Raw genomic sequence first — 19,128 nt, 5'->3', positions numbered from 1 at the left:
CGAGGGAGCGCGTCAGCAGTTCCTGATCGACCAGACCGGGTTCCAGTTGTACGCGTTGCTGCTGCCGCCCGCCGGTACGGACGTCAGGAGGTTGCCGCTCTGGCCGTAGAAGCGGGCGGTGGCGCCGCCGGTCTGCTGGTTGCGGTAGGAGCCGGTGCCGACGAAGTTGGACAGCTCGTAGGTGGTGCAGTAGTAGAGGTAGTAGACGACGTGGTCGCCCTTCGTGGCGTCGTAGGCCGCGACGCACAGGTTGCCGCTCTCGCAGGTGATGGCGGCGGCGTTGGGGACATGGACGATCTTGGCCGGCTTCGGCCAGACTGACGGGGGCTCGGCCGCAGCCGCCTGGACGCTCACGGGAGCGGAGGCGGGGGCCGCCTGGGCCGGGGCCGTCGTGGCGAACGCGGCCGCCGTCAGACAGGCCAGTGTGCCGAGCGTGCCCCACACAGATCGTACGGTGCGCTTTTCGCGCATTCCTCAACCCCCTGAGAGCGGTGGCGCCTTGGTCGGGACCCACAGTGTCGGCGGCCTTCGCGCCCCGCCACACGTTGAAGCCCTGGCTTAGACGGAAGCCGCGCCTTCCAGCAGGGCGAGGCCCGCGGGGGTGATCGTGTGCAGGACGTGTCTGCTGCGGCGGACGCTCAGCAGCAGGCCGGCCCGGCGCAGGACCGCCGTGTGCTGGCTGGCGGCGGCGCCGGAGATGCCCAGGCGGAGGGCGAGTTCGCCGGTGGTGCGGCCGGTGACCACGTCCTGGAGGATCGCGGCGCGGGTACGGCCGATGAGGGCGCTCAGTTCGGCGGTGCCGCGGTGCGGGGAGTCCGGGGAGTCCTGGGGGCGGGCCCAGCCGAGTACGTGCTGTATGGGGTAGACGAGCACGGGCGGCAGGTCGGGGGCCGCGAGGGTGACCGGTCTTCGGAAGCAGAAGAAGGACGGCTGGAGGAGCAGACCGCGGCCGGACAGATGCAGTTCGCGGTCCACCGGGTAGTCCGCCTCCAACACCGGCGGCCGCCAGCGCAGTACGGGACGGAAGCTCGCCAGCAGTCCGTCCGTACCGCCCTTCAGGACCGCCCGGACGCGGACGGCCCGGTCGGCGTCCACCTGTGCCCGGATGTGCGGCCAGAACGGGGCGAGGGCGTGCCGGTGGTAGTCGTGGAAGGTACCGCCCAGGCGGGCCAGGGCCTCCCGCTCGCCCTCCGCCACCGCCCGGATGCCGGACGACAGGGCCCGTGAGCGGCGCGGCGAAGCGGCGAACCTGGTCAGGTCCCGGCGCAGGACGGCCCGTGGGGTGCGCAGAACGGTGTCCACCGCACCCTCCAGGCCTCCGCCGGAACCACCGAGATCCGGGGTCAGGAAGTCCGGTGAGTAGCCCCGCGGCGGCAGCAGCGTGGTGAGCAGGCCGTGCTCCGGGCGCAGCCGCGGCCGTACCAGCCGCCGCCAGTCGCCGAACATCAGGGGGCCGTCGTCCCCTACGAGGGCCTGGACACTGTTGGCTATCTCCCACAGGGGGTCGGGAGCGGCGGCTACGCGGACACGTGCGATGTCGTCGGTGGTGAAGTGCACCCGCAGCATGGGGGTCTCCGAGGTGGGGGCTCCGATGGTGGTCAGTCATCGGTCGGTGGCAGCGCCCCTGACAGTGGCCGATCCGCCCAGCCGGTGCAAGAGGGCCGACACCAGAGCTCCCCAGCCCCGCCTACGGCCCTCCTACGGCCCCTCCACCACCGTCAGCCACAGCTTCACGTACCGCTCGACGTCGACCTCCAACGCCACGTCCACCAGGGGCTGTTCGCGCCTGCCCTCGTGGATCTCTGACTCGCCGGGCACGGGGCGGCGGTCGACGACCGTCTGGCCGCGCGTCGGGCCGGGGGCCAGGGAGACCTCGACCGGCAGGGGTTCGGTGGTGATGCCCTCGGGGTCGACGACCGCGCAGACCGCGCCCGCGTCACCGAGACCGCCGGTGGGGGTGGGGTCGCCGGAGGTCGCCGGGTCGCGGTGGGCGAGGAGTTCGCCGGCCATGCGCAGGGCCGGTTCCGAACTGGCGCGCAGGCGCTGGACGTCGGCGGCCGGGACGAGGACCCGCTGGAACACGTCCAGGCCGTACATGGTGATCGGCACGCCGGCGGTGAGCAGCACGGCGGCCGCCTCCGGGTCGTGCCAGACGTTGAACTCGGCGACCGGGGTGGCGTTCCCGACGGCCACCGCGCCGCCCATGAACACGATCCGCTCGATGTTCCGGACGACCTCGGGGTACGTACGGAGCAGCAGGGCGATGTTCGTCAGGGGCGCCATGGGGATGAGCGTGACCGGGCGCGGGGAGGCGAGGATCTCGTGCCGCAGCAGGGTCACCGCGTCCACGTCGACCGGGACCCGGGTCGGCGCGGGCAGGCCCAGGTCGCCCATCCCGTCCCGCCCGTGCACGTGCTGTGCCGTGCGCAGCGGCTCGAGCAACGGCCGTTCGGCGCCCCGCGCGACCGGGATGTCCCCGGCTCCGGCCTGCTCCAGCACGGTCAGGGTGTTGCGGACGACACCGTCCACGTCGGTGTTCCCGGCCACGCAGGTCACCGCGCGCACGTCGAGACCGGGGTGGCGTACGGCGAACAGCAGGGCCAGGGCGTCGTCGACACCGGTGTCGCAGTCGATGATCACCGGGATGGGCTGACCGGTCACGGCCACGCTCCTCTCTCAACAGGCGTCCGCGCTCTACAGGCTTCCGCTCTCAACAGGGCTTCCGCCAGTGACCTTACGCAGCCGGTCAGAGTTCGGCGCCGTGAGCCCCGACCACGTCCGAGATCCGCCGCAGCAGCCCGTCCACGGCGACCGCTCCGGGCCTGCGGCCGTCCCGCAGCCGTACGGCCGCCTCGTCGCCCTCGGCCTCCCGCTCCCCGATCACCGCCTGGTACGGCACGAGCCGGGCGGCCCGGATCCGGGCGCCGAGGGTGCCGTCGCCGGGGCCGTACGCCTCCGCGCGCAGCCCGCGCGCACGGGCCTGCCGTACGACCTCCTGCGCCCGGTCCAGTTGGGCGTCCGCCACCGGCAGCACCACCAGCTGGACGGGCGCGAGCCAGGCCGGGAACGCGCCGCCGTGTTCCTCGACGAGGTGCGCCACCGCCCGCTCGACGCTGCCGATGATGCTGCGGTGCACCATGACCGGGCGGTGTTTCGCCCCGTCGGCGCCGATGTAGTGCAGGTCGAAGCGTTCGGGCTGGTGGAAGTCGATCTGGACGGTGGACAGGGTGGACTCGCGGCCGGCGGGGTCGGTGATCTGTACGTCGATCTTGGGGCCGTAGAAGGCGGCCTCGCCCTCGACGGCGTCGTACGGCACTCCCTGGAGCACCTCTTCGAGCAGTGCGGTGGCCCGCCGCCACAGCTCGGGGTCGGCCACGTACTTGCCGCCCTCGCCGGGCAGCGACAGGCGGTACCGGGCGGCGCGGATGCCGAGATCGGCGTAGGCGCGGCGGATCAGGTCCAGGGCGGCGCGGGCCTCCCCGGCGGCCTGCTCCAGGGTGCAGAAGATGTGCGCGTCGTTGAGCTGGATCGACCGGACCCGGGTCAGACCGCCCAGCACGCCCGACAGCTCCGAGCGGTACATGCCGCCCAACTCGGCCATACGCAGGGGTAGTTCGCGGTAGCTGTGGGAGCGGGAGCGGTAGATCAGGGCGTGGTGGGGGCAGAGGCTGGGGCGCAGGACGACCTCCTCCGCGCCCAGCTTCATCGGCGGGAACATGTCGTCGCTGTAGTGGGACCAGTGGCCCGAGATCTCGTACAGCTCCCGTTTGCCGAGGACCGGCGAGTACACGTGCCGGTATCCGGCCGCGCGTTCCGCCTGCCGGACGTACTCCTCCAGCTCGTGCCGTACGACGGCGCCGTCGGGCAGCCAGTACGGCAGCCCCGCGCCCATCAGCGGGTCGGTGTCGAACAGGTCGAGTTCACGGCCGAGGCGGCGGTGGTCGTGCTGGGGGTTCATGGGGGTCTCCTCGGATCTGGGGGCGAGGGACCGGAGCGGGAACGACGAAGCCCCGGGGCACTCGCCCCGGGGCTTCGGACTGCGTCAGCTGTCAGCGCGCCGGGACACTCTCCGGCGTCGTCGTGAGAGACGGGTTGGGTGACGGCACGCGCTGCATGGAGGGGACGGTAGCGGAGGGGCGGAGCCGGGCGCGAGCGCTTTTACGGAGGGCCGGGTAACCCGGACGGCCCGGAGCGCTGGTGGAGGCCGCGTCCCGGTGGTGCCGTAAAAGGGCGCACCGATCTTGAAGCACCCTCCAGGAGGCACCCCGATGGCCCCACCCCGCGTCCGCACCGCCTCCGTACCCCGCGTCCGCAGCGCCTCCGTCCTCGCCCTCTCGGCCCTGCTCACCACCACCGCCTGCTCCGCCCTCTCCACCCCGCCCACCGCCCAGAAGCCGGACTACGCCCCGACGACCGCCGCGCCCACTCCCAAGAAGAGCGCGCCCGCCACCCCGCCCGGCCCTGCCGCCCTCACCGCGGCGCAGGCGCAGGCCGCGCTCGTCACGGAGGCCGATCTGGGGGAGCCGTGGATGCCGACGCAGGGTGCCGCGACCTGGCACGACGGGCTGCTGAAGGCGACGACCCGGCAGCCGGACTGCCGGCGGCTGCTGGACACCCTCTACGCCGAGGAACCCTTCGGCGCGGACACCCCGGCGCGGGCGGTCATCGGCCTAGACGACGTGTGGAACGAGTCCCAGCTGCGCCACCAGGTCATCACCCGCCCCCCGGCGGAGCTGGACCGCACGCTGGCCTGGCTGAGGACCCTGCCGCAGAAGTGCGCGCGGTTCACGGCGACCACCGGCCCCGGCTATGTGCAGGGCGTCCAGGTCGTCGACGCGGGCCTGCCGGAGGTGGGGGACGCCCGGCAGGGCCTGCGGGTCGTGCTGACCGGCGAGACGCCCGAGGGCGAACCCACCGTGCTCACCATGGACCTCGTGGTCGTCCGGGTCGGCGACGACGCGCTCGGTCTCACCCACGGCGGCCTCAGCGAGGTCTCGGCCGACGTCACCCAGGCCGCCGTACAGCTGGGAGCACAGCGGCTGACGGAGGTCCGCAGGACGGGCCGGGTGCAGGTCTGACACCGACGGGGGCGGGAAAGGGCGGCGGACGGGAGCGGGAACGGGCGGCGGACGGGGCGGGTCACCGGTCGGGGCCGAACCGCTTCCGATGGGAGACCACGTCGTGTGCCACTTCCAGGGCGGTGCGGCTGTGGGCGAAGGCGTGGGCGCGCAGGCGGGCCAGCGCCTCGTCCGCGTCGACGCCGAGCTGCACCATGATCATGCCGACCGCCTGGTAGACCTCGTCGTGGTCGGTGGCCAGTCCGCTGAGCCAGGGCCCGTCCCCCAGGCGGCCGTTCTCCTCCTCGTGCGGCAGGGCCATCAGGGCCACCGTCATGACGTTGGCCACGAACTGTGCGGTGCGCAGTTCGCGGTGGGTGAGTTCGCCGGGGGTGTCGCTGTACAGGTCGAGCGTGCCCACGCACACGCTGTCGCTGCCCAGCGGGATCGAGTACACCGCCCGTACCCCGGCCGCCGTCGCCTGTTGGGCGAAGACCGGCCAGCGGCGGGCGTCCTGGCCCTCGGTGAGGTCGCAGGCGAGGACCGGGACACCGGCCTCGGCGGCGTGCACGCAGGGTCCGTCGCCCAGGGTGGCCTGGACCTCCGCCAGATGAGCGGCCCTCTCGCTGCTGGAGCTGAGCTGGACGGGCATGCCGTCGCTGCACAGCGACACGGTCGCACCGGTCACCGGAAGCAGCTTGACCGCCGCCGCGCACAGCCGTCCGGGCACCTCCGCGGGCGGAGCGCCCCGCGTCTCCTCGGCGATCAGGTCGGCCGGGCGCACTGGGTCGAACCGGCGTTCCCGGTCGGTGTTCTGTCCGGGCAGGTGGGTCTCGCCTCCCGCCGAGCCGCAGGGACCGGGGTCGCCGCCGGCGACGCCCTCACCGTCGTCCCGCCGCACGGCCTTCGCCTCCTTCGATCGCAGCGCGGCTGTCAAGCTGCCTGTCCCGTGATGGGCCTCCATGAGCCCCGCCCGACTACCCCTCGCAGGCCCGGCGAAACGCGGGCGGACGGCCCGCGGGGACGGCCCGGCGAGAGGGCCGGTCACCGCTGTTCGTAGGGGTCCGCCGGTGCCTTCACCCGCTCGACCGTCGCCGCGTCCAGGACAGGCGGCCAGGCCGCGTCCGTCCCGAGGGCGCCCTCGGGATGCCAGGTGCCGGTGACGGTGATCCAGGTGTCGACCGGCGGGGCGCCGTCCGGGGCGCCCCGCACCTCGGCCTTGCCCGCCGTGGCGTCGGCGGCGCAGCAGGTGACGGCGAGCCGGGTGACGTACCAGGTGCCGTCGCCGTCGCGGGTGACGAACCCGGTCAGCCGGACGGTACGGCCCGTCAGCGACCGCCCGCTGTCGTAGACCGCCCGCGAGCCGAACTCCGCGACGGTGAGCTCGACGGGGTCACCGTCGGGCAGCGCCGGGAAGCCGCCCACGCCCTGCGCGGCCTGCCGGGCGGCCTCGCGCTCCGCGCTGTAGGAGCCGAGGGCGGGCGGCGGGAAGAGCAGCAGGGCGAGGGCGGGGAGGGTCAGCAGCCAGGCGACACGGGGGCTGCGCTCATGACTGTGCCCGTGCCCGTGCCCGTCGTCGGGCTCGTGCGGGCCGTCGTGCTCGTCATGGTCATCGTGGTCATCGTGGTCGCCGTGGTCGTCGTGTGTGGCGCGTCGTACGGCGGCCATGGCCAGGCCGAGCAGGACGAGCGCGACGCCGGACACGATCAGGTAGGGCCGCAGCCCCGCCTTCACGTAGCGCAGGTACAGCTCGCTGAAGAGGGAGATCCTCAGGATCGCCGCGCCGACGAGCAGCAGGAGGACACAGGAGCCGTAGCGCCTCACAGCAGCCACCACCCGACGAGCACGCTGCTCAGCACGGCCACCACCCAGGTCACGGAGGAGAAGCGGACGGCGAAGGCGCGGCCGAAGGTGCCGGTCTGGAGCGCGATCAGTTTCAGGTCGACCATCGGCCCGACCACCATGAAGGCCAGCCGGGCGGTGGGCGAGAAGCCGCTGAGCGAGGCGGCGACGAACGCGTCGGCCTCGCTGCACACGCACAGCACCACCGCGAGCAGGGCCAGCAGCAGCACCGACAGCCAGGCCGAGCCGGTGAAGACGTCCAGGACGGAACGCGGTACGACGATGTCGAAGGTCGCCGCGGCCGCCGCGCCGAGCACCAGGAAGCCGCCCGCGTGCAGGAAGTCGTGCTGGAGTCCGGCGCCGAACGCGCGCAGGCCCGAGCCGGTGTGGCCGGTGCGCCGCTCGGGCAGCCGCAGCCACTTCTCGCGCCCGAAGCAGGCCCACAGCCAGCCCATCACCACCGCGGTCGCCAGCGAGGCGACAAGCCGGCCGAGCACCATCTCGGGTTGTCCGGGGAAGGCGACCGAGGTCGCGACCAGGACGACCGGGTTGATGGCGGGCGCGGAGAGCAGGAAGGCGAGCGCGGCGGCCGGGGCGACCCCGCGCCGCATCAGGCTCCCGGCCACCGGCACCGACGCGCACTCGCAGCCCGGCAGGACGACACCCGCCATGCCGGCCACGGGGACGGCGAGGGCCTGGTTGCGGGGCAGCAGCCGGCGGAAGACCTGCTCCGGCACGAAGGCGCCGATCGCCGCCGAGACGACCGTACCGAGCAGCAGGAACGGCACGCCCTGGACCGCGACGGCCGTGAAGACCGTCCACCAGGCGGCGACGGGCGGGGTGTAGAGGTCGAGGGCGAGGACCGGGCCGAGGACGGAGGCGACGGTGGCGAGGGCGATGAGCGCGGCGCCGCCGAGGACGCCGTACACGAGCGCGCGTACGGCGATCCGCAGCCCGTCGCCCACGGTCCTCTGGACAGTCCTCTGGTTCTCCACGCGCCTCGTCCGCTCTCGGGTGTTCCGGGCAGGCTAACGGGACGGTCCTGTGGTCAGGCCCCGAACCGTCACAGAGGAGGCTGTGCGGGGGCGGGGCCGAGGGTGGTGGTGCCGGGGGCCGTACGGTGGCCCAGGCCCGTCCGGTACGCGTCCAGCGCGGCCTCGACCCGTCCCGTACGGCGGAGCAGATCGCCCAGCAGCCGGCACAGGTCGGCCAGGTCACCGGCGGCGCCCGCGCGCTCCAGCAGGCTCAGGGCGCGGACGTAGTGCTCCTCGGCGGCCTCGGTGTCCCGGGCGTCCTCGGCGATGATGCCGAGGAGGCGGTGGGCGGCGGCGGAGTGCAGGGCGCCGCGCTCGGAGGAGAGGTCGCTGAGCACGTCCTGGAGCAGGGCCGCGGCCTCCTCGGATCTGCCGCGCCGGTGCAGGACGTCCGCGAGCTCCACGGCGACCTGGCTGGAGTAGAGGGCGGCGCGCTTGGCGGAGAGCATGGTGAGGGCCTGCCGCAACTCGTCCTCGGCCCGGGCGAGTTCGCCGTTCTGGGCGTAGACGTAGCCGCGCATCCAGTGGCAGTTGGCCAGCTCGGTGCGGATCTGGAGCTGGCGGTAGAGCTCGGCCGCCTTGGCCAGGGAGGCGTCGGCCTCGGCGACCCGCCCCTCGGCGAGGAGGGTGCGGGCGACGGAGCGGTGCATGTGGGCGACGAGGGCGGGGTCGCCGGCCCGCGGGGCGAGGGCGAGGGCGAGTTCGGCGGCCTGGGCGGCGCGGGCGTGCGCGCCCATGTCCATGTAGGGGGCGATGACGCTGGCATAGAGCAGGAGCAGCGCGTCGGGGTCGTGCAGGCCGCCGCGGTTGAGCTCGTCGATGGTGGATTCCAGCAGGTAGACGGAGTAGCGCAGTTCGCCCGCCAGGTAGTGGGACAGGGCGCGGCCGCGCAGGGCCGGCACGCGGGCCGGCAGCGGTACGTCGCCGCACGCCTTCTCCGCCCGCTCGAAGTACTGGCGGGCCTCCTCCAGCTCCCCCGTCTCCACGGCGCATTCGCCGAGCCCGAGCAGGGCCGCGGCCCGCTCCTCGCCGAGGTCGAGCTCCTCCGCCTCGGCCAGCAGCCGGGTGTACTGCCCGGCCGCCGCCTCGGCCTCCCCGGTGGCGAGGGTGCGCTGGGCCCCGGTGAGCCGCAGCCGCAGGTCGGTGACGAGCCGGGCGGGGCGGCCGGTGGCCAGTTCCTCGAAGCCGACGCCTAGCCGGTCGCAGAGATGGCGCAGCGCGTCGTCGGAGGGGCGGACGCGGCCGGCTTCCAGGGTGGAGATGTAGGCCGGGGTGTAGGCGGGTTCGGCCACCTGCTTCTGGGTCAGCCCGCGCTCGACCCGCAGCCGCTGCACCCTGCGCCCGATGGTCACCGGGTCGTCGCGCTCCGGCATTCGCCAACTCCCCTGGTGCCTCTTGCCGTTCGACTCCGACAGCCCCTAGGTTAAACCGCGTATTAAGCATGCTTAAGCCGCTGCTGCTGCGAGGTTGCCGTGCTCGAACGCACCAGCACCACCGGGCGTTACGCCAGGAGTCTCATCGCCGCCGTCATCGCCGTCTCCGCTCTGGTCCTGGCGGCGAACGCGGGCCCGGCCAGAGCCACGGAGGTCCACCCCGCCGAGGGCACGACCCAGACGCACCGGGTCACCGGGACCGCCTCGGACCAGCACTCGGTATCGGGTCGGCATCCGGCATCGGTCCGGCCCGCCGGGATGTGACCGAAGCCATCCCGGACACCCCTCCTCACCTGCGGGGAGCCCGCTTACGGTGGAGGAATGTCCCCATTGGCCAGGATCAGCAGCGGCTACGCGCCCCGCTTCGCGGAGTTCGCGTTCGAGCCTGCCTTCCTGGCCGCCGTGGACCAGCATGTGGCCGAGCTCAGGGAGCGGCTCGACGCCAACCACCCCGGGCTGATCCCCCGGCCCCCGCACCGCGAGGTGCTCGCCGACTACGCCCTCGGTTTCCTCGACGCGCTCGACGAGATCGACTGGCGCGAGCCGGTGGGGCACGACTACGCGGTGTGCCGCCTCACCGCCATCAGCTGGCTGGTGACGCGGCACGACCTCGTCTGAGGAGCGGAGTCCCGGGGATCACACGCGGGCGCCAAGAGATGGCTACAGCTGGAACTCCGCCGGGTTCAGCCCCAGCGTCGCGCACGCCTCGCGCAGGATCGACTGCTCGGCCTGGGAGAAGTAGCCGTCGGCACCGGCGATGACGATGCCGGTCTGGACGACGGCACGGGCCTCGGTGGGCTTCTTGGCGGCCTTGGCGATCTCCTGGAGCGCCTCGGCCTTGCCCTGCGCGAAGTTGCGGGTGAGCAGGTCCACGTGCTTGTTGAAGCGCTGGCGCAGCTGGTCCGGCGGGAAGTTCTGGAGCACGTCGTTGCTCAGGATCATCGACTCCATCTGCTGCTGCTCGGCCGGGTCCACCTGCCCGTCGGCCGCCGCGACCAGGGCGCACATCGCCATGCTGGCGTCCCGGTAGGCACCGCTCTTCAGCTCGGTCTTCAGCGAGCCGAGCTGGGTCTTCAGCAGCCCGACCAGCTGGGCCTTGGAGCCGCCGCGCGACCCGCCGCCCTGCGCGCCGCCGCCGAATCCCGCGCCGCCGTGGCCGCCGGTCGTGCCGTGCCCCGCGGTCGTGCCGTGCCCGCCGGTCGTGCCGCGTGCGCCCTGCGCCTGCTGTTGCAGGTTCTTGGCCTGGTCCTTGAGCCGGTCGAACAGTGCCATGTGGCGTCACCTCGGTGTTCGTCTGAGTGCTGCGCTCTCACCGGCTCCAACGGACAGGCGTAGGTAAATGTTCCACCAAGTCCCTCAGGGTTCCACCAAGTCCCTCAGGCCCCGCAGATCTTCAGAAATCCCGCGTCGGGGATGCTCGTCCGCCACTGCCCCCTGCTCAGCCCCGTGCCGCCGGTCCGCGCGCACACCGTCTCCCGCGCGCGTGCCGGATCGACGGCGTACCGCTGGAGGGGCACGTGCGCGCTCCCCGCGTACAGCGTCCTGCCGTCGGGGGCGAAGGCGAGCGATGCGACCGCCTCGCGCCCCCGCCTCGTACGCGGCCGGCGTCAGCAGCCGGCCCTTGCGCCGCCGCCAGGTCTCCAGCAGGGCGTGGGAGAGCATCTCGGCAGCGCGCCGGGCTCGTCCACGACGTCCTCGACGAGCCGGGCGATCAGTTCCCGCTCGACCAGGTGTCCGACCGCCCGCGCGGGCTTGACGACCGCGTCCCGCAGCTCGTCCGCGGTCATCGGGCCGAGCAGCAGCCCGGCCCCGTTCAGCGCGTCCGCGAGACCCCGGTGCTCACCGCGGCGGGCCTAGAAGTCGGCCCGTACGGTGATCAGGACCCGCAGACCGACCGCTGCCCGGGTCGCGGGCGGCGAGCAGCAGGTCGATGAAGCGGGAGCGCTCCTACCGGTTCGGTCCAACGGTGCCTGGGAGTAACACCCCTGACGCGGCCGCCGGCGCACACTCCCCCTTTGGCGCCGGCGGCCGCTTTCCCCTGCCCGGGGTCACATGTCGGTCGGCCTCGGCGGCATCCCGGTGTCCGTGCCCATGCCTGTGCCTGTGCCTGTGCCTGTGCCTGTGCCGCCCTGCATGCCCGGCATGTCCGTCCGCTCCCGCACCGGCTGGTTGCGCATCGCGTCCTCGCGGCCCGCCTGGTAGGCGGCCATGCTGCCCTTCGCGCGGGTGGACTCCGTCTCCACGCTGGTCAGCATCCGCTCCCAGCGCTGCCGCATCGGTTGGATCATGCCGCCGCCGACACCGACGACCAGGATGCCCGCGACGGTGCCGAGCGCCGCGTACAGCAGGGGCCGGGTGACGTCCCGGGCGATGCCCGCCTGGCCGAGGGCGGCGATGACGCCGAGGGCGAGGACGCAGCCCCACATCACGGTGGCGACCGTACGGCCGTACGACGTCGACGACAGCGCACCGGCGACGATGGTGCGCACCGCGTTGGCGATGGCCATGGCGACCACGACGAGGACGACGGCGACGATGCCGCGCGGCAGCCAGGCGACGATGCCGTTGATCATCGTGGAGACGGGGTTGGTGCCGAAGACGCCGAGCGCGAGCTGGAGGGTGATCAGCATCAGCGCGTAGTAGACGATCTTGCAGACGATTCCCGTCATGTCGTACGAGGAGTCCCGCAGCACCCGTTCCGTGCCCGCCCGTTCCGACAGGCGTTCGGAGCCGACCTTGCGCAGCACGCGGTCCAGGACGCGGGCGATCAGCTTCGAGACGAACCAGCCGATCGCCAGGACGATCAGGAAGGCGACGAGCTTCGGCACGAACTGGGCGACCTTGGACCAGGCGTCGTTCAGTCCCTGGGTGAAATCTATGGAGAGGGTCGAGGAGAGGGTGGAGACAGAGCCGGCCATCAGCGGCACATCCTTAGTCGGGTACGTCGAGTGCGTCCCCCTTCTTCGTGGATAGCAGCGGTAGAGCGCGCGGACCGTGGTGGAGGGGCCCGTACGGGTGACACGCTGGCCCTCATGACGTCTCCCGCCGCCCGCACCGCGCTGGACCTCACCGCCGATCTCCCGGTGTCCGCCCTGGAGGACTTCTACCGGGACCTGCACCGCCACCCCGAGCTGTCCCTGGACGAACACCGCACGGCGGCGAAGCTCACCGAGCGCCTGCGCCGTGCCGGGTACGACACCACCGACGGCATCGGCGGTACGGGCGTCGCGGGCGTCCTGCGCAACGGGGACGGACCGGTCGTCCTGCTGCGCGCCGACATGGACGCGCTGCCGGTCCAGGAGGAGACCGGGCTGCCGTACGCCTCCGAGACACCCGGGCTGATGCACGCCTGCGGGCACGATCTGCACGTGACGTGGCTGGTGGGGGCGGCCGAGGCGCTGTCCGCGGGGCGGGACACCTGGTCCGGAACCCTCCTGCTGGTGGGCCAGCCCGCCGAGGAGACGGGCCTCGGCGCGGCCCGCATGATGGCCGACGGCCTCTACGAGCGTTTCCCGCGCCCGGACGTCCTGCTCGGCCAGCACGCGGCGCCCGGTCCCGCCGGTCTGTACGCCCACGTACCGGGCCTGATCCTCTCCGCCTCCACGGACATCGACATAGTCGTCCACGGAGTGGGCGGCCACGGCTCACGTCCCGAGACGGCCGTCGACCCGGTGGTCACGGCCTGCTTCCTGGTCACCCGGCTCCAGACGATCGTCTCCCGCGAGGTGGCGGCCGGGGAGTCGGCGGTCCTGACGGTGGGCCGCATCGAGGCGGGCACCCTCCCGAACATCATCCCGGCCTCGGCGCGCATCTCCCTGAACATCCGCACCCAGTCCGAGCACGTCCGCACCCGCATGATCGAAGCGGTACGGCGGATCGCGGCCGGTGAGTGCGCGGCGGCGGGCTGCCCGCGCGAGCCGGAGGTCACGGTCGGCTCGTCCTTCCCGGCGACCGTCAACGACTCCGAGACCGACCGACGGGTCTCCTCCGTCCATGCCGAGGTCTTCGGCGCCGCGACGGTCCTCGCCCCCGGGCCCGCCATGGGCAGCGAGGACTTCCCCCGCCTCGCCGCGGGCGGACTCCCCTACGCCTACTGGTTCGTCACCACCACCCCGCCCGACGTGTGGGCCACGGCCCCCGGCGACGACCTCCACCACAAACTCGCGGCGGTCCCCAGCAACCACAGCCCCCACTTCACCCCGGACCTGACCACGGTCGCCCCGGGCGTGCGGGCGTTGGTGTCGGGTGCGCTGACGTTGCTGAACTAGGGGGTTCTGCTGGGGGAGTACGTGCCGGGCGTGGGCTACCCCTGCGTCTGCAACTCGCTCAGTTGGCGCCGTACGGCATCCAGGGCGCCCTCCCGGCGTCCGGGCACCCGTCCCCTCAACTCCGCCAGTACCGCCCCGAGTTCGCGGGCACTGCCCACGTCCCGGATCTGACCCCACTGGTGATGGGCCCGGTCCACGGCCGCCTCGACCGCCGGCGAGTCCGCGGCCTGCCCCGCGGTCAGCCGCGCGTCGGCCACCGCCAGCCACGTACGGCAACTCCGCACCGAGTCCCCCGCGAACATCGCCAGATCCGCCCGCACCTCCGCCCAGTGCAACGCCTTCTCCGACCCCACCCCGTGCGCCCGCACAGCAGCCCGCTCATGCTCCGCGGCGAGCGCGTCCGCATCACGATGCCGACCGTCCTGAACCGCGGCGGTGATGTAGGTGTGCGGGTCGTCGTCCTGGGGTGGGGAGTTGCGGGGGGTGGTCGGGTGGGGTGGGAGGGGGGTGCTGGGTTCAGGGGGGAGGGGCTCGCTCGGTTCCGGCTGAGGGGATCCGCCGGTCTCGGAGAACTGAGGCACGCTCGGTCCGGGCTGGAGGGGCGCGCTGAGTTCGCTGGGAAGGGGCGTGCTCGGCTCGGGCGGGAGGGGCTCGCTGGGCTCCGGGTGAGGGGATCCGCCGGTCTCGGAGAACTGAGGCACACTCGGTCCGGGCTGGAGGGACGCGCTGGGTCCGCTGGGGAGGGGCTCGCTCGGCTCGGGCAGGAGGGCAGCACCGGACTCGGGCCCAAGCACAGCACCAGGCTCGGCCTGGAGGGATCCCCCGGACTCGGACGACACGGGCTCCCTGGGCTCAGGCAGAAGCGGGGCGCTCGGTCCGGACAGAAGGGAACCACCGGACTCGGCCCCTAGGACAGCACCGGGCTCAGGTTCGAGGGACCCCTCGGGCTCGGAGGACTGAGGCTCACTCGACTCAGGCAGGAAGGGCGCGCTGGGCTCGGGGGGAAGGGGCTCACTGGGCTCCGGCTGAGGGGATCCGCTGGACTCTGAGGGCAGGGGCACACTCGGCTCGGGCCGGAGGGCAGCACTGGGCTCAGGCTGGAAGGACCCCTCGGGCTCGGGCGACAGGGGCTCCCTCGGCTCAGGCCGGAGGGCCCTGCCGGGCTCGGCGGACTGGGGCTCGCTCGGCCCGGACAGAAGGGCAGCACCAGGCTCGGAGCCCAGCACAGCACCGGAATCAGGCTGGAGGGACCTCCCAGGCTCGGGTGACACGGACTCGCTCGGCTCAGGTGACTGAAGTTCCCCGGCCCCGGGCGGCAGCGGCGTGCTCGGCTCGGGCGGCTGGAGGTCGTCGGGCTCAGGCGGAAGGGACGCGATCGGCTCGCGAGGCAATGGTGCGCTGGGCTCAAGGGCCTGGGGCGGAAGGAGCACGCCGGCGGCGAGCGGGCACGCTTCGTCTTCGTCGGTCTCCGAAGTCCGGGGTGCTTCAGGCTCCGCAGGCCGAGGGGACGCCGCCGAAGGTCCGGGCACGTCGAGTTCGGCGGCCCGAGGGGCGGCTTCCCCTGGCTGGGGAAGGCGAGTTTCCGGGGACGTCGGAGATCCGGTATCCACAGCCTGGGGAAAGTCACCCTCGACGGGCCGGAGGTGGTCGGTTTCCACGGGCCGAGGGACGCCAAGCTCCGGGAGCCCGGCGAAGTCGCTCTCCACCGGCCCGTGTCGGCCCGTCACCGTCGGGCCCGGCATCGTACCGGCGGCGGGCGGCCCCGTCGGGCGGGGAACGGTGCTCTCGGCGGGGAGGGGCATCCCGGTGCTGTTCCCCGCGGCCCGCGTCACGTCGCCGGTCTCCGAAGTCCGGGGTGCTTCAGGCTGAGGGGGCGCCGCCGGAGGCCCGGGCACGTCAAGCTCGCCGGCCCGGGCCCCGACGTTCGGGCCGGGCATATCCAGCCCGTCCGGCGTTTGAGGACGAGGCCCTTCGGGCCGATACGGGGGGCTGGGGGCGGAGCCCCCAGGGACGGTCACCGGAACACCGGGCGCCACAACACCCGACGTCACAGAACCCGGCGTCACAGACCTCGCCGCCGCAACACCCGACGGCACAGACCCCGCCGCCGGAACACCCCCCACCACAGACCCCCGCGTCACAGACCCCGCCGTCACAGAACCCGGAACCGACAGCAAAAGATCCCCGTACGCCTCGCTCCCCAGTCGGCTCACCGCCTGCTGGTGCAACTGCTCCACCGGCGGACGCCACCCGCTGCGCAGAATCGTCGCGACCGCCTTCATGTAGGAGGGAACGGCGACGGTCCGCCGGGAGGAGGGCGGGGGCGACACGCGCCCGTACACCGCGGCGTTGCGCCCGCAGTCGAGCGGGTGGGTGCGCAGCCACTGCCAGGTCTCCGCGTCGGCGTGGAGGTCGAGGAAGAGGGTCGTGGTCCCGGGCACCCGCAGGCGCAGTTCCTCGCGGATCCACTGCCAGGGAAACCCGGTGTAGCGGACGGTCGCCGTCGTGGTGCGGGCCAGCGCGAGGTGGGGCAGATGCTGGCGGCGGTCGAGCAGCAGCTGCCCGGAGACGTAGACGGTCAACGGCCCGGGCGCGGTCGCGGCGGCCCGCAACCGGGTGAGAACGGCCTGCGGTTCCAGGGGATCCGCGAGCTCGACGACGTTGGCCGTGTCCGTGCCGGACAGCACGGCGGGCGGCACGGCAGCGAGCACGGGAAGTACGGACGCCGCGTCCACCAGACAGCCCTTGCCCGCCGGTGACGCGGCAAGCAGCAGCACGGTCCCGGGCATCGGTCCCTCCCCATCCCCCGTCGATCACGTACGTCAGCACGGTAACCGCTGCGGCTGCAAAGGTCTGCCTCAGGACTGCAAACGTCCCTTTCCGGCGCTTTCGGGACCCGGGGACCCCTCCCGTCGCCGTACCGCGAACACCGTCGTGTCATCGGCCAGCCGCCCGCCGCAGTGCCGCAGCGTGCCGTCGCGAACCAGGGCGACCAGCCGCCGCGGTTCGGCGGCCCGCGGATCGTCGGCGACGGCCCGGGCGACCTCCTCGCCGAGCGGATAGAAGCACCCCTCCCCGTCCCGGGCCTCGGTCACACCGTCGGTGGTCAGCAGCAGGGTGGTGTCCGCGTCCAGCCGGACCCGGTGCACCCGCGGCAGCAGGTCGTGCGCCAACTCCCCGAGCCCGAGCGGGAGTCCGTCCCCCGGCGGCAGCGGCCGTACGCCCGAAGGACCGACCGCCAGCGCCGGTTCGTGGCCGAAGACGACGGCCTCCACGACGTCCCGCTCCCCCGCGGGGAAGCCGAGCAGCACCGCCGTCGCGAACCGGTCGCCGTCCTCGCGGCCCAGCGCGGTGCGGTGGATGCCGTGCCGGCGCATCCGGATCTCCAGGCGTTCGGCGACGGTCGCGAGGTCCGGCTCGTGGTAGGCGGCCTCGCGGAACGTGCCGAGCAGCGCGGCCGCCGCCTCGACCGCGCCGAGCCCCTTGCCCTGGACGTCTCCGAGGAGGACGCGGGTGCCGTGCAGGCCGGGCTGGATGTCGTAGAAGTCGCCGCCCACACGGGCCTCGGTGTCGGCGGCGAGATAGACGGCCGCGTGGTCGAGACCGCCCCAGCCGGGCGGCAGTTCGCGCAGCACGGTACGGCGGACCGTCTCGGCGATGTCCCGCATGTGCAGCATGCGGCGCTCACCGCGGACCCGGACCGTGCAGGCGAGGGTGGCGAGGAGGCCGCCGATGCCGACGAGGACGAAGTCGGAGAGGCCGATCCGGTACTGGTGCGGCCAGGCGCCGTCCACCACGAAGTACGCGGCGAGCGAGACGACGGCGAAGGCGGCCGTGACGCCCACCCCGCAGATCGCGGCGGCGATGCCGGGCACCAGCACGATCCAGGAGATGATCCGGAACTCGCCGGTCGTGTTGAAGTCGATGACGACGATGGCGACCAGCAGGAGCAGCGGGGCCAGCCAGGCGACGCCGCGCCCGCGCACCCGCAGCATCTGGTGGCGTTGCAGGACGTCCCGCGTCCCGGGGCGGGGCAGGGGCAACCGGGCAAGCCCTCTCCGGCGACCACTCACCGGTCTCAGCAGTCGGCCGCTCACGCGCCCAGCGAAACACGCCCGCGCGAGCCCCGCATCCCGACTTGCCAGGCCCTCGTCCCCGGGTGTGCTCTGGTAGTCGGGGGCGAGGAGAGAGAGGAGCGCTCTCATGGCTCATGCGGCACCCACGCCGGGCGGCATGCGCGGCACCCGCGATACCCGAGGTGTCCGCCGTACCCGCGTCACGGCCAGGCCGATCCGTACGCCCGACGTCTTCAGCGAGCGGACCCACCGGATGGCGAGGTTCGGGATCCCCGTGGTCCTGGGGCTCGTCTACGGCTACTGGGCCGCGGCCAACCGGCGCGACGGCGGGGCCATCACCGGCTGGAACCTGCTGTTCGGCTTTACGTGCGCGGTCGCGTTCATCATGCTGTGCATCGCCGTGGCGACACTGGCCCCACGGCTCCAGCGGGAACTGCACTCGGGCGTGAAGTCCGCGTTCGCGGGTGTGGCGATCGGCTTCCTCTACAGCCAGACCGGCGCGAGCGTGCTGCGTTCGGCGGTCATGGGAGCGGTGATCGCGGCAGGCGTCTTCATGGTGTTCTTCTACCGCTACTACACGCGCGAGGACGGCGCCGGAAACCGCATCCGCTGACCGGCCGACGGCATCACAGGACGGCCGGCCACACAGACCGGCCGCACGACGGCGCATGGACCCCGGCTCGACCGCCGGGGCCCACGCGTCTCCCTCATTCCCTCCACTCACCGGCCGACGGGGACCCAGTCCCAGCCGCCCGATGAGGATCCGGAGGCACTGAAACTCCAGGAACCGGAGGCGCTCCAGGACGCGGAGCCCGACGCGCTCCAGGAGCCGGCGGCCGCGACGGCCCAGGACTCGTTCCAGCTCGGGTCGCTCCGGTCGGCGTTGTGCCAGTCGCCGTTCTTCCACTGCGGACAGGGGTCCGCGCAGGTCGGCACCCAGCGTCCGCCGGTGTCGACGAACGCGGCGCTCACCCATCCCCGGGCGCCGACGAACCAGTACCAGTGCGGATTGCCGTTGACGCTCTGGCCGCGGACCATGCACTCGACGCGGTCCTGGCTGCCCGGCGAGAGCCGGTCGACGACGGCGGAGTGCGTGGTGGGCGCCGCTCTGACGTTGAGGGCGGTGCCGGAGACGATGGTGCCCCAGATCGGATGGCCGCCACCGCGCCCCTCGGCGTACGTGGGCGGGGCTGCCGCCGCCGTACCACCCAGCGCCGATACGGCGAGGGTTCCGCCGGTGAACAGGGCCGCGGCCAGGATCCGCAGGGCCGGAGTGCTGCGCATGAAATCGGCCTCCTTCTCCCCAGAAGCCCCCAGAACCTCCCAGAACCTCCCCAGCACCAGGAAACACCCGTTCGGGTGAACCCTCCACCGGAGAGCGGAATCACCGGTTCCCCCGGCTCGCGCGCGCCCCGACC

General features: G+C 73.2%; 18 protein-coding genes and 3 pseudogenes. 5 read left to right on the top strand and 16 right to left on the bottom strand.

From position 1 onward, the window contains the following. Nucleotides 1–12: 12 nt before the first annotated feature. The 4 genes from SLINC_RS23315 to thrS all read right to left on the bottom strand — a co-directional run bounded on the left by SLINC_RS23315 (nucleotide 13) and on the right by thrS (nucleotide 3,958). Nucleotides 13–444 (bottom strand): hypothetical protein, encoded by a 432-nt coding sequence (locus SLINC_RS23315; protein ID WP_079164678.1) that lies wholly within the window; start codon nucleotides 442–444, stop codon nucleotides 13–15. A gap of 114 nt (nucleotides 445–558) precedes the next feature. Beyond that, nucleotides 559–1,566: an ArsR/SmtB family transcription factor gene (locus tag SLINC_RS50155; RefSeq protein ID WP_067436459.1), complete on the bottom strand. Its 1,008-nt coding sequence runs from the start codon at nucleotides 1,564–1,566 to the stop codon at nucleotides 559–561. A 132-nt stretch (nucleotides 1,567–1,698) separates the two neighbouring features. Next, a complete protein-coding gene (locus SLINC_RS23305) occupies nucleotides 1,699–2,661 on the bottom strand; it encodes a nucleoside hydrolase (protein WP_067436456.1) in 963 nt (320 codons plus the stop codon). Nucleotides 2,662–2,746: 85 nt separating this feature from the next. Beyond that, nucleotides 2,747–3,958: a threonine--tRNA ligase gene (thrS, locus tag SLINC_RS23300; RefSeq protein WP_067436453.1), complete on the bottom strand. Its 1,212-nt coding sequence runs from the start codon at nucleotides 3,956–3,958 to the stop codon at nucleotides 2,747–2,749. A 310-nt stretch (nucleotides 3,959–4,268) separates the two neighbouring features. Between thrS and SLINC_RS23295 the strand changes: the two genes are divergently transcribed. After that, nucleotides 4,269–5,078 carry a hypothetical protein gene (locus SLINC_RS23295; RefSeq protein ID WP_067436450.1) on the top strand — a complete coding sequence of 270 codons (810 nt, stop codon included), beginning with the start codon at nucleotides 4,269–4,271 and terminating at the stop codon, nucleotides 5,076–5,078. Between the two features lie 61 nt (nucleotides 5,079–5,139). Here SLINC_RS23295 and SLINC_RS23290 read toward each other — a convergent pair whose 3' ends face one another. From SLINC_RS23290 to SLINC_RS23275, 4 genes are all read right to left on the bottom strand, one after another. Beyond that, nucleotides 5,140–5,958, bottom strand: a complete 819-nt coding sequence (locus tag SLINC_RS23290; protein WP_225988364.1) for a GAF and ANTAR domain-containing protein — start codon at nucleotides 5,956–5,958, stop codon at nucleotides 5,140–5,142. Between the two features lie 143 nt (nucleotides 5,959–6,101). Beyond that, on the bottom strand, nucleotides 6,102–6,881 hold the full coding sequence (locus SLINC_RS23285; RefSeq protein ID WP_067436447.1) for a TIGR03943 family putative permease subunit: 780 nt from the start codon (nucleotides 6,879–6,881) through the stop codon (nucleotides 6,102–6,104). Further along, complete coding sequence (locus tag SLINC_RS23280) at nucleotides 6,878–7,894, bottom strand: permease (protein WP_067436445.1); 1,017 nt, start codon at nucleotides 7,892–7,894, stop codon at nucleotides 6,878–6,880. The genes SLINC_RS23285 and SLINC_RS23280 overlap by 4 nt, the downstream gene beginning before the upstream one ends. A gap of 68 nt (nucleotides 7,895–7,962) precedes the next feature. After that, on the bottom strand, nucleotides 7,963–9,306 hold the full coding sequence (locus SLINC_RS23275; protein ID WP_067436442.1) for a helix-turn-helix domain-containing protein: 1,344 nt from the start codon (nucleotides 9,304–9,306) through the stop codon (nucleotides 7,963–7,965). 99 nt (nucleotides 9,307–9,405) lie between these two features. Between SLINC_RS23275 and SLINC_RS23270 the strand changes: the two genes are divergently transcribed. After that, nucleotides 9,406–9,630 carry a hypothetical protein gene (locus SLINC_RS23270; RefSeq protein WP_067436439.1) on the top strand — a complete coding sequence of 75 codons (225 nt, stop codon included), beginning with the start codon at nucleotides 9,406–9,408 and terminating at the stop codon, nucleotides 9,628–9,630. Between the two features lie 57 nt (nucleotides 9,631–9,687). Next, nucleotides 9,688–9,984 (top strand): DUF6401 family natural product biosynthesis protein, encoded by a 297-nt coding sequence (locus tag SLINC_RS23265; RefSeq protein ID WP_067436436.1) that lies wholly within the window; start codon nucleotides 9,688–9,690, stop codon nucleotides 9,982–9,984. 42 nt (nucleotides 9,985–10,026) lie between these two features. Here SLINC_RS23265 and SLINC_RS23260 read toward each other — a convergent pair whose 3' ends face one another. From SLINC_RS23260 to SLINC_RS23250, 4 genes and pseudogenes are all read right to left on the bottom strand, one after another. After that, nucleotides 10,027–10,638, bottom strand: a complete 612-nt coding sequence (locus SLINC_RS23260) for a tellurite resistance TerB family protein (protein ID WP_067436433.1) — start codon at nucleotides 10,636–10,638, stop codon at nucleotides 10,027–10,029. A 104-nt stretch (nucleotides 10,639–10,742) separates the two neighbouring features. After that, nucleotides 10,743–10,883: a hypothetical protein gene (locus SLINC_RS48355; protein ID WP_162494824.1), complete on the bottom strand. Its 141-nt coding sequence runs from the start codon at nucleotides 10,881–10,883 to the stop codon at nucleotides 10,743–10,745. Nucleotides 10,884–10,941: 58 nt separating this feature from the next. Beyond that, nucleotides 10,942–11,313 (bottom strand): annotated as a pseudogene (locus SLINC_RS47385) (nSTAND1 domain-containing NTPase); the annotation flags it as partial. A 101-nt stretch (nucleotides 11,314–11,414) separates the two neighbouring features. Beyond that, nucleotides 11,415–12,284, bottom strand: coding sequence for a mechanosensitive ion channel family protein (locus tag SLINC_RS23250; protein ID WP_079164676.1), 870 nt, complete (start codon nucleotides 12,282–12,284; stop codon nucleotides 11,415–11,417). Nucleotides 12,285–12,398: 114 nt separating this feature from the next. Between SLINC_RS23250 and SLINC_RS23245 the strand changes: the two genes are divergently transcribed. Beyond that, entirely contained in the window at nucleotides 12,399–13,634 is a 1,236-nt protein-coding gene (locus SLINC_RS23245; protein ID WP_067436427.1) for an amidohydrolase, read from the top strand. A 35-nt stretch (nucleotides 13,635–13,669) separates the two neighbouring features. Here SLINC_RS23245 and SLINC_RS49410 read toward each other — a convergent pair. The 3 genes and pseudogenes from SLINC_RS49410 to SLINC_RS23230 all read right to left on the bottom strand — a co-directional run. Next, nucleotides 13,670–14,101 (bottom strand): annotated as a pseudogene (locus SLINC_RS49410) (hypothetical protein); the annotation flags it as partial. Between the two features lie 1,476 nt (nucleotides 14,102–15,577). Next, a pseudogene (locus SLINC_RS49405) lies at nucleotides 15,578–16,423 on the bottom strand (hypothetical protein); the annotation flags it as partial. A 69-nt stretch (nucleotides 16,424–16,492) separates the two neighbouring features. Further along, nucleotides 16,493–17,629 carry a PP2C family protein-serine/threonine phosphatase gene (locus SLINC_RS23230; protein WP_067445628.1) on the bottom strand — a complete coding sequence of 379 codons (1,137 nt, stop codon included), beginning with the start codon at nucleotides 17,627–17,629 and terminating at the stop codon, nucleotides 16,493–16,495. Nucleotides 17,630–17,837: 208 nt separating this feature from the next. Between SLINC_RS23230 and SLINC_RS23225 the strand changes: the two genes are divergently transcribed. Further along, complete coding sequence (locus tag SLINC_RS23225; protein ID WP_375141490.1) at nucleotides 17,838–18,323, top strand: hypothetical protein; 486 nt, start codon at nucleotides 17,838–17,840, stop codon at nucleotides 18,321–18,323. Between the two features lie 107 nt (nucleotides 18,324–18,430). Here SLINC_RS23225 and SLINC_RS23220 read toward each other — a convergent pair whose 3' ends face one another. Further along, nucleotides 18,431–18,994 (bottom strand): SH3 domain-containing protein, encoded by a 564-nt coding sequence (locus SLINC_RS23220; protein WP_067436424.1) that lies wholly within the window; start codon nucleotides 18,992–18,994, stop codon nucleotides 18,431–18,433. Nucleotides 18,995–19,128: the final 134 nt, after the last annotated feature.

The organism is Streptomyces lincolnensis, from assembly GCF_001685355.1.
In the GTDB taxonomy this organism is placed as follows: domain Bacteria; phylum Actinomycetota; class Actinomycetes; order Streptomycetales; family Streptomycetaceae; genus Streptomyces; species Streptomyces lincolnensis.
The sequence above is the reverse complement of the archived record's forward strand: the minus strand, read 5'-3'. Positions and strand labels throughout refer to the sequence as shown.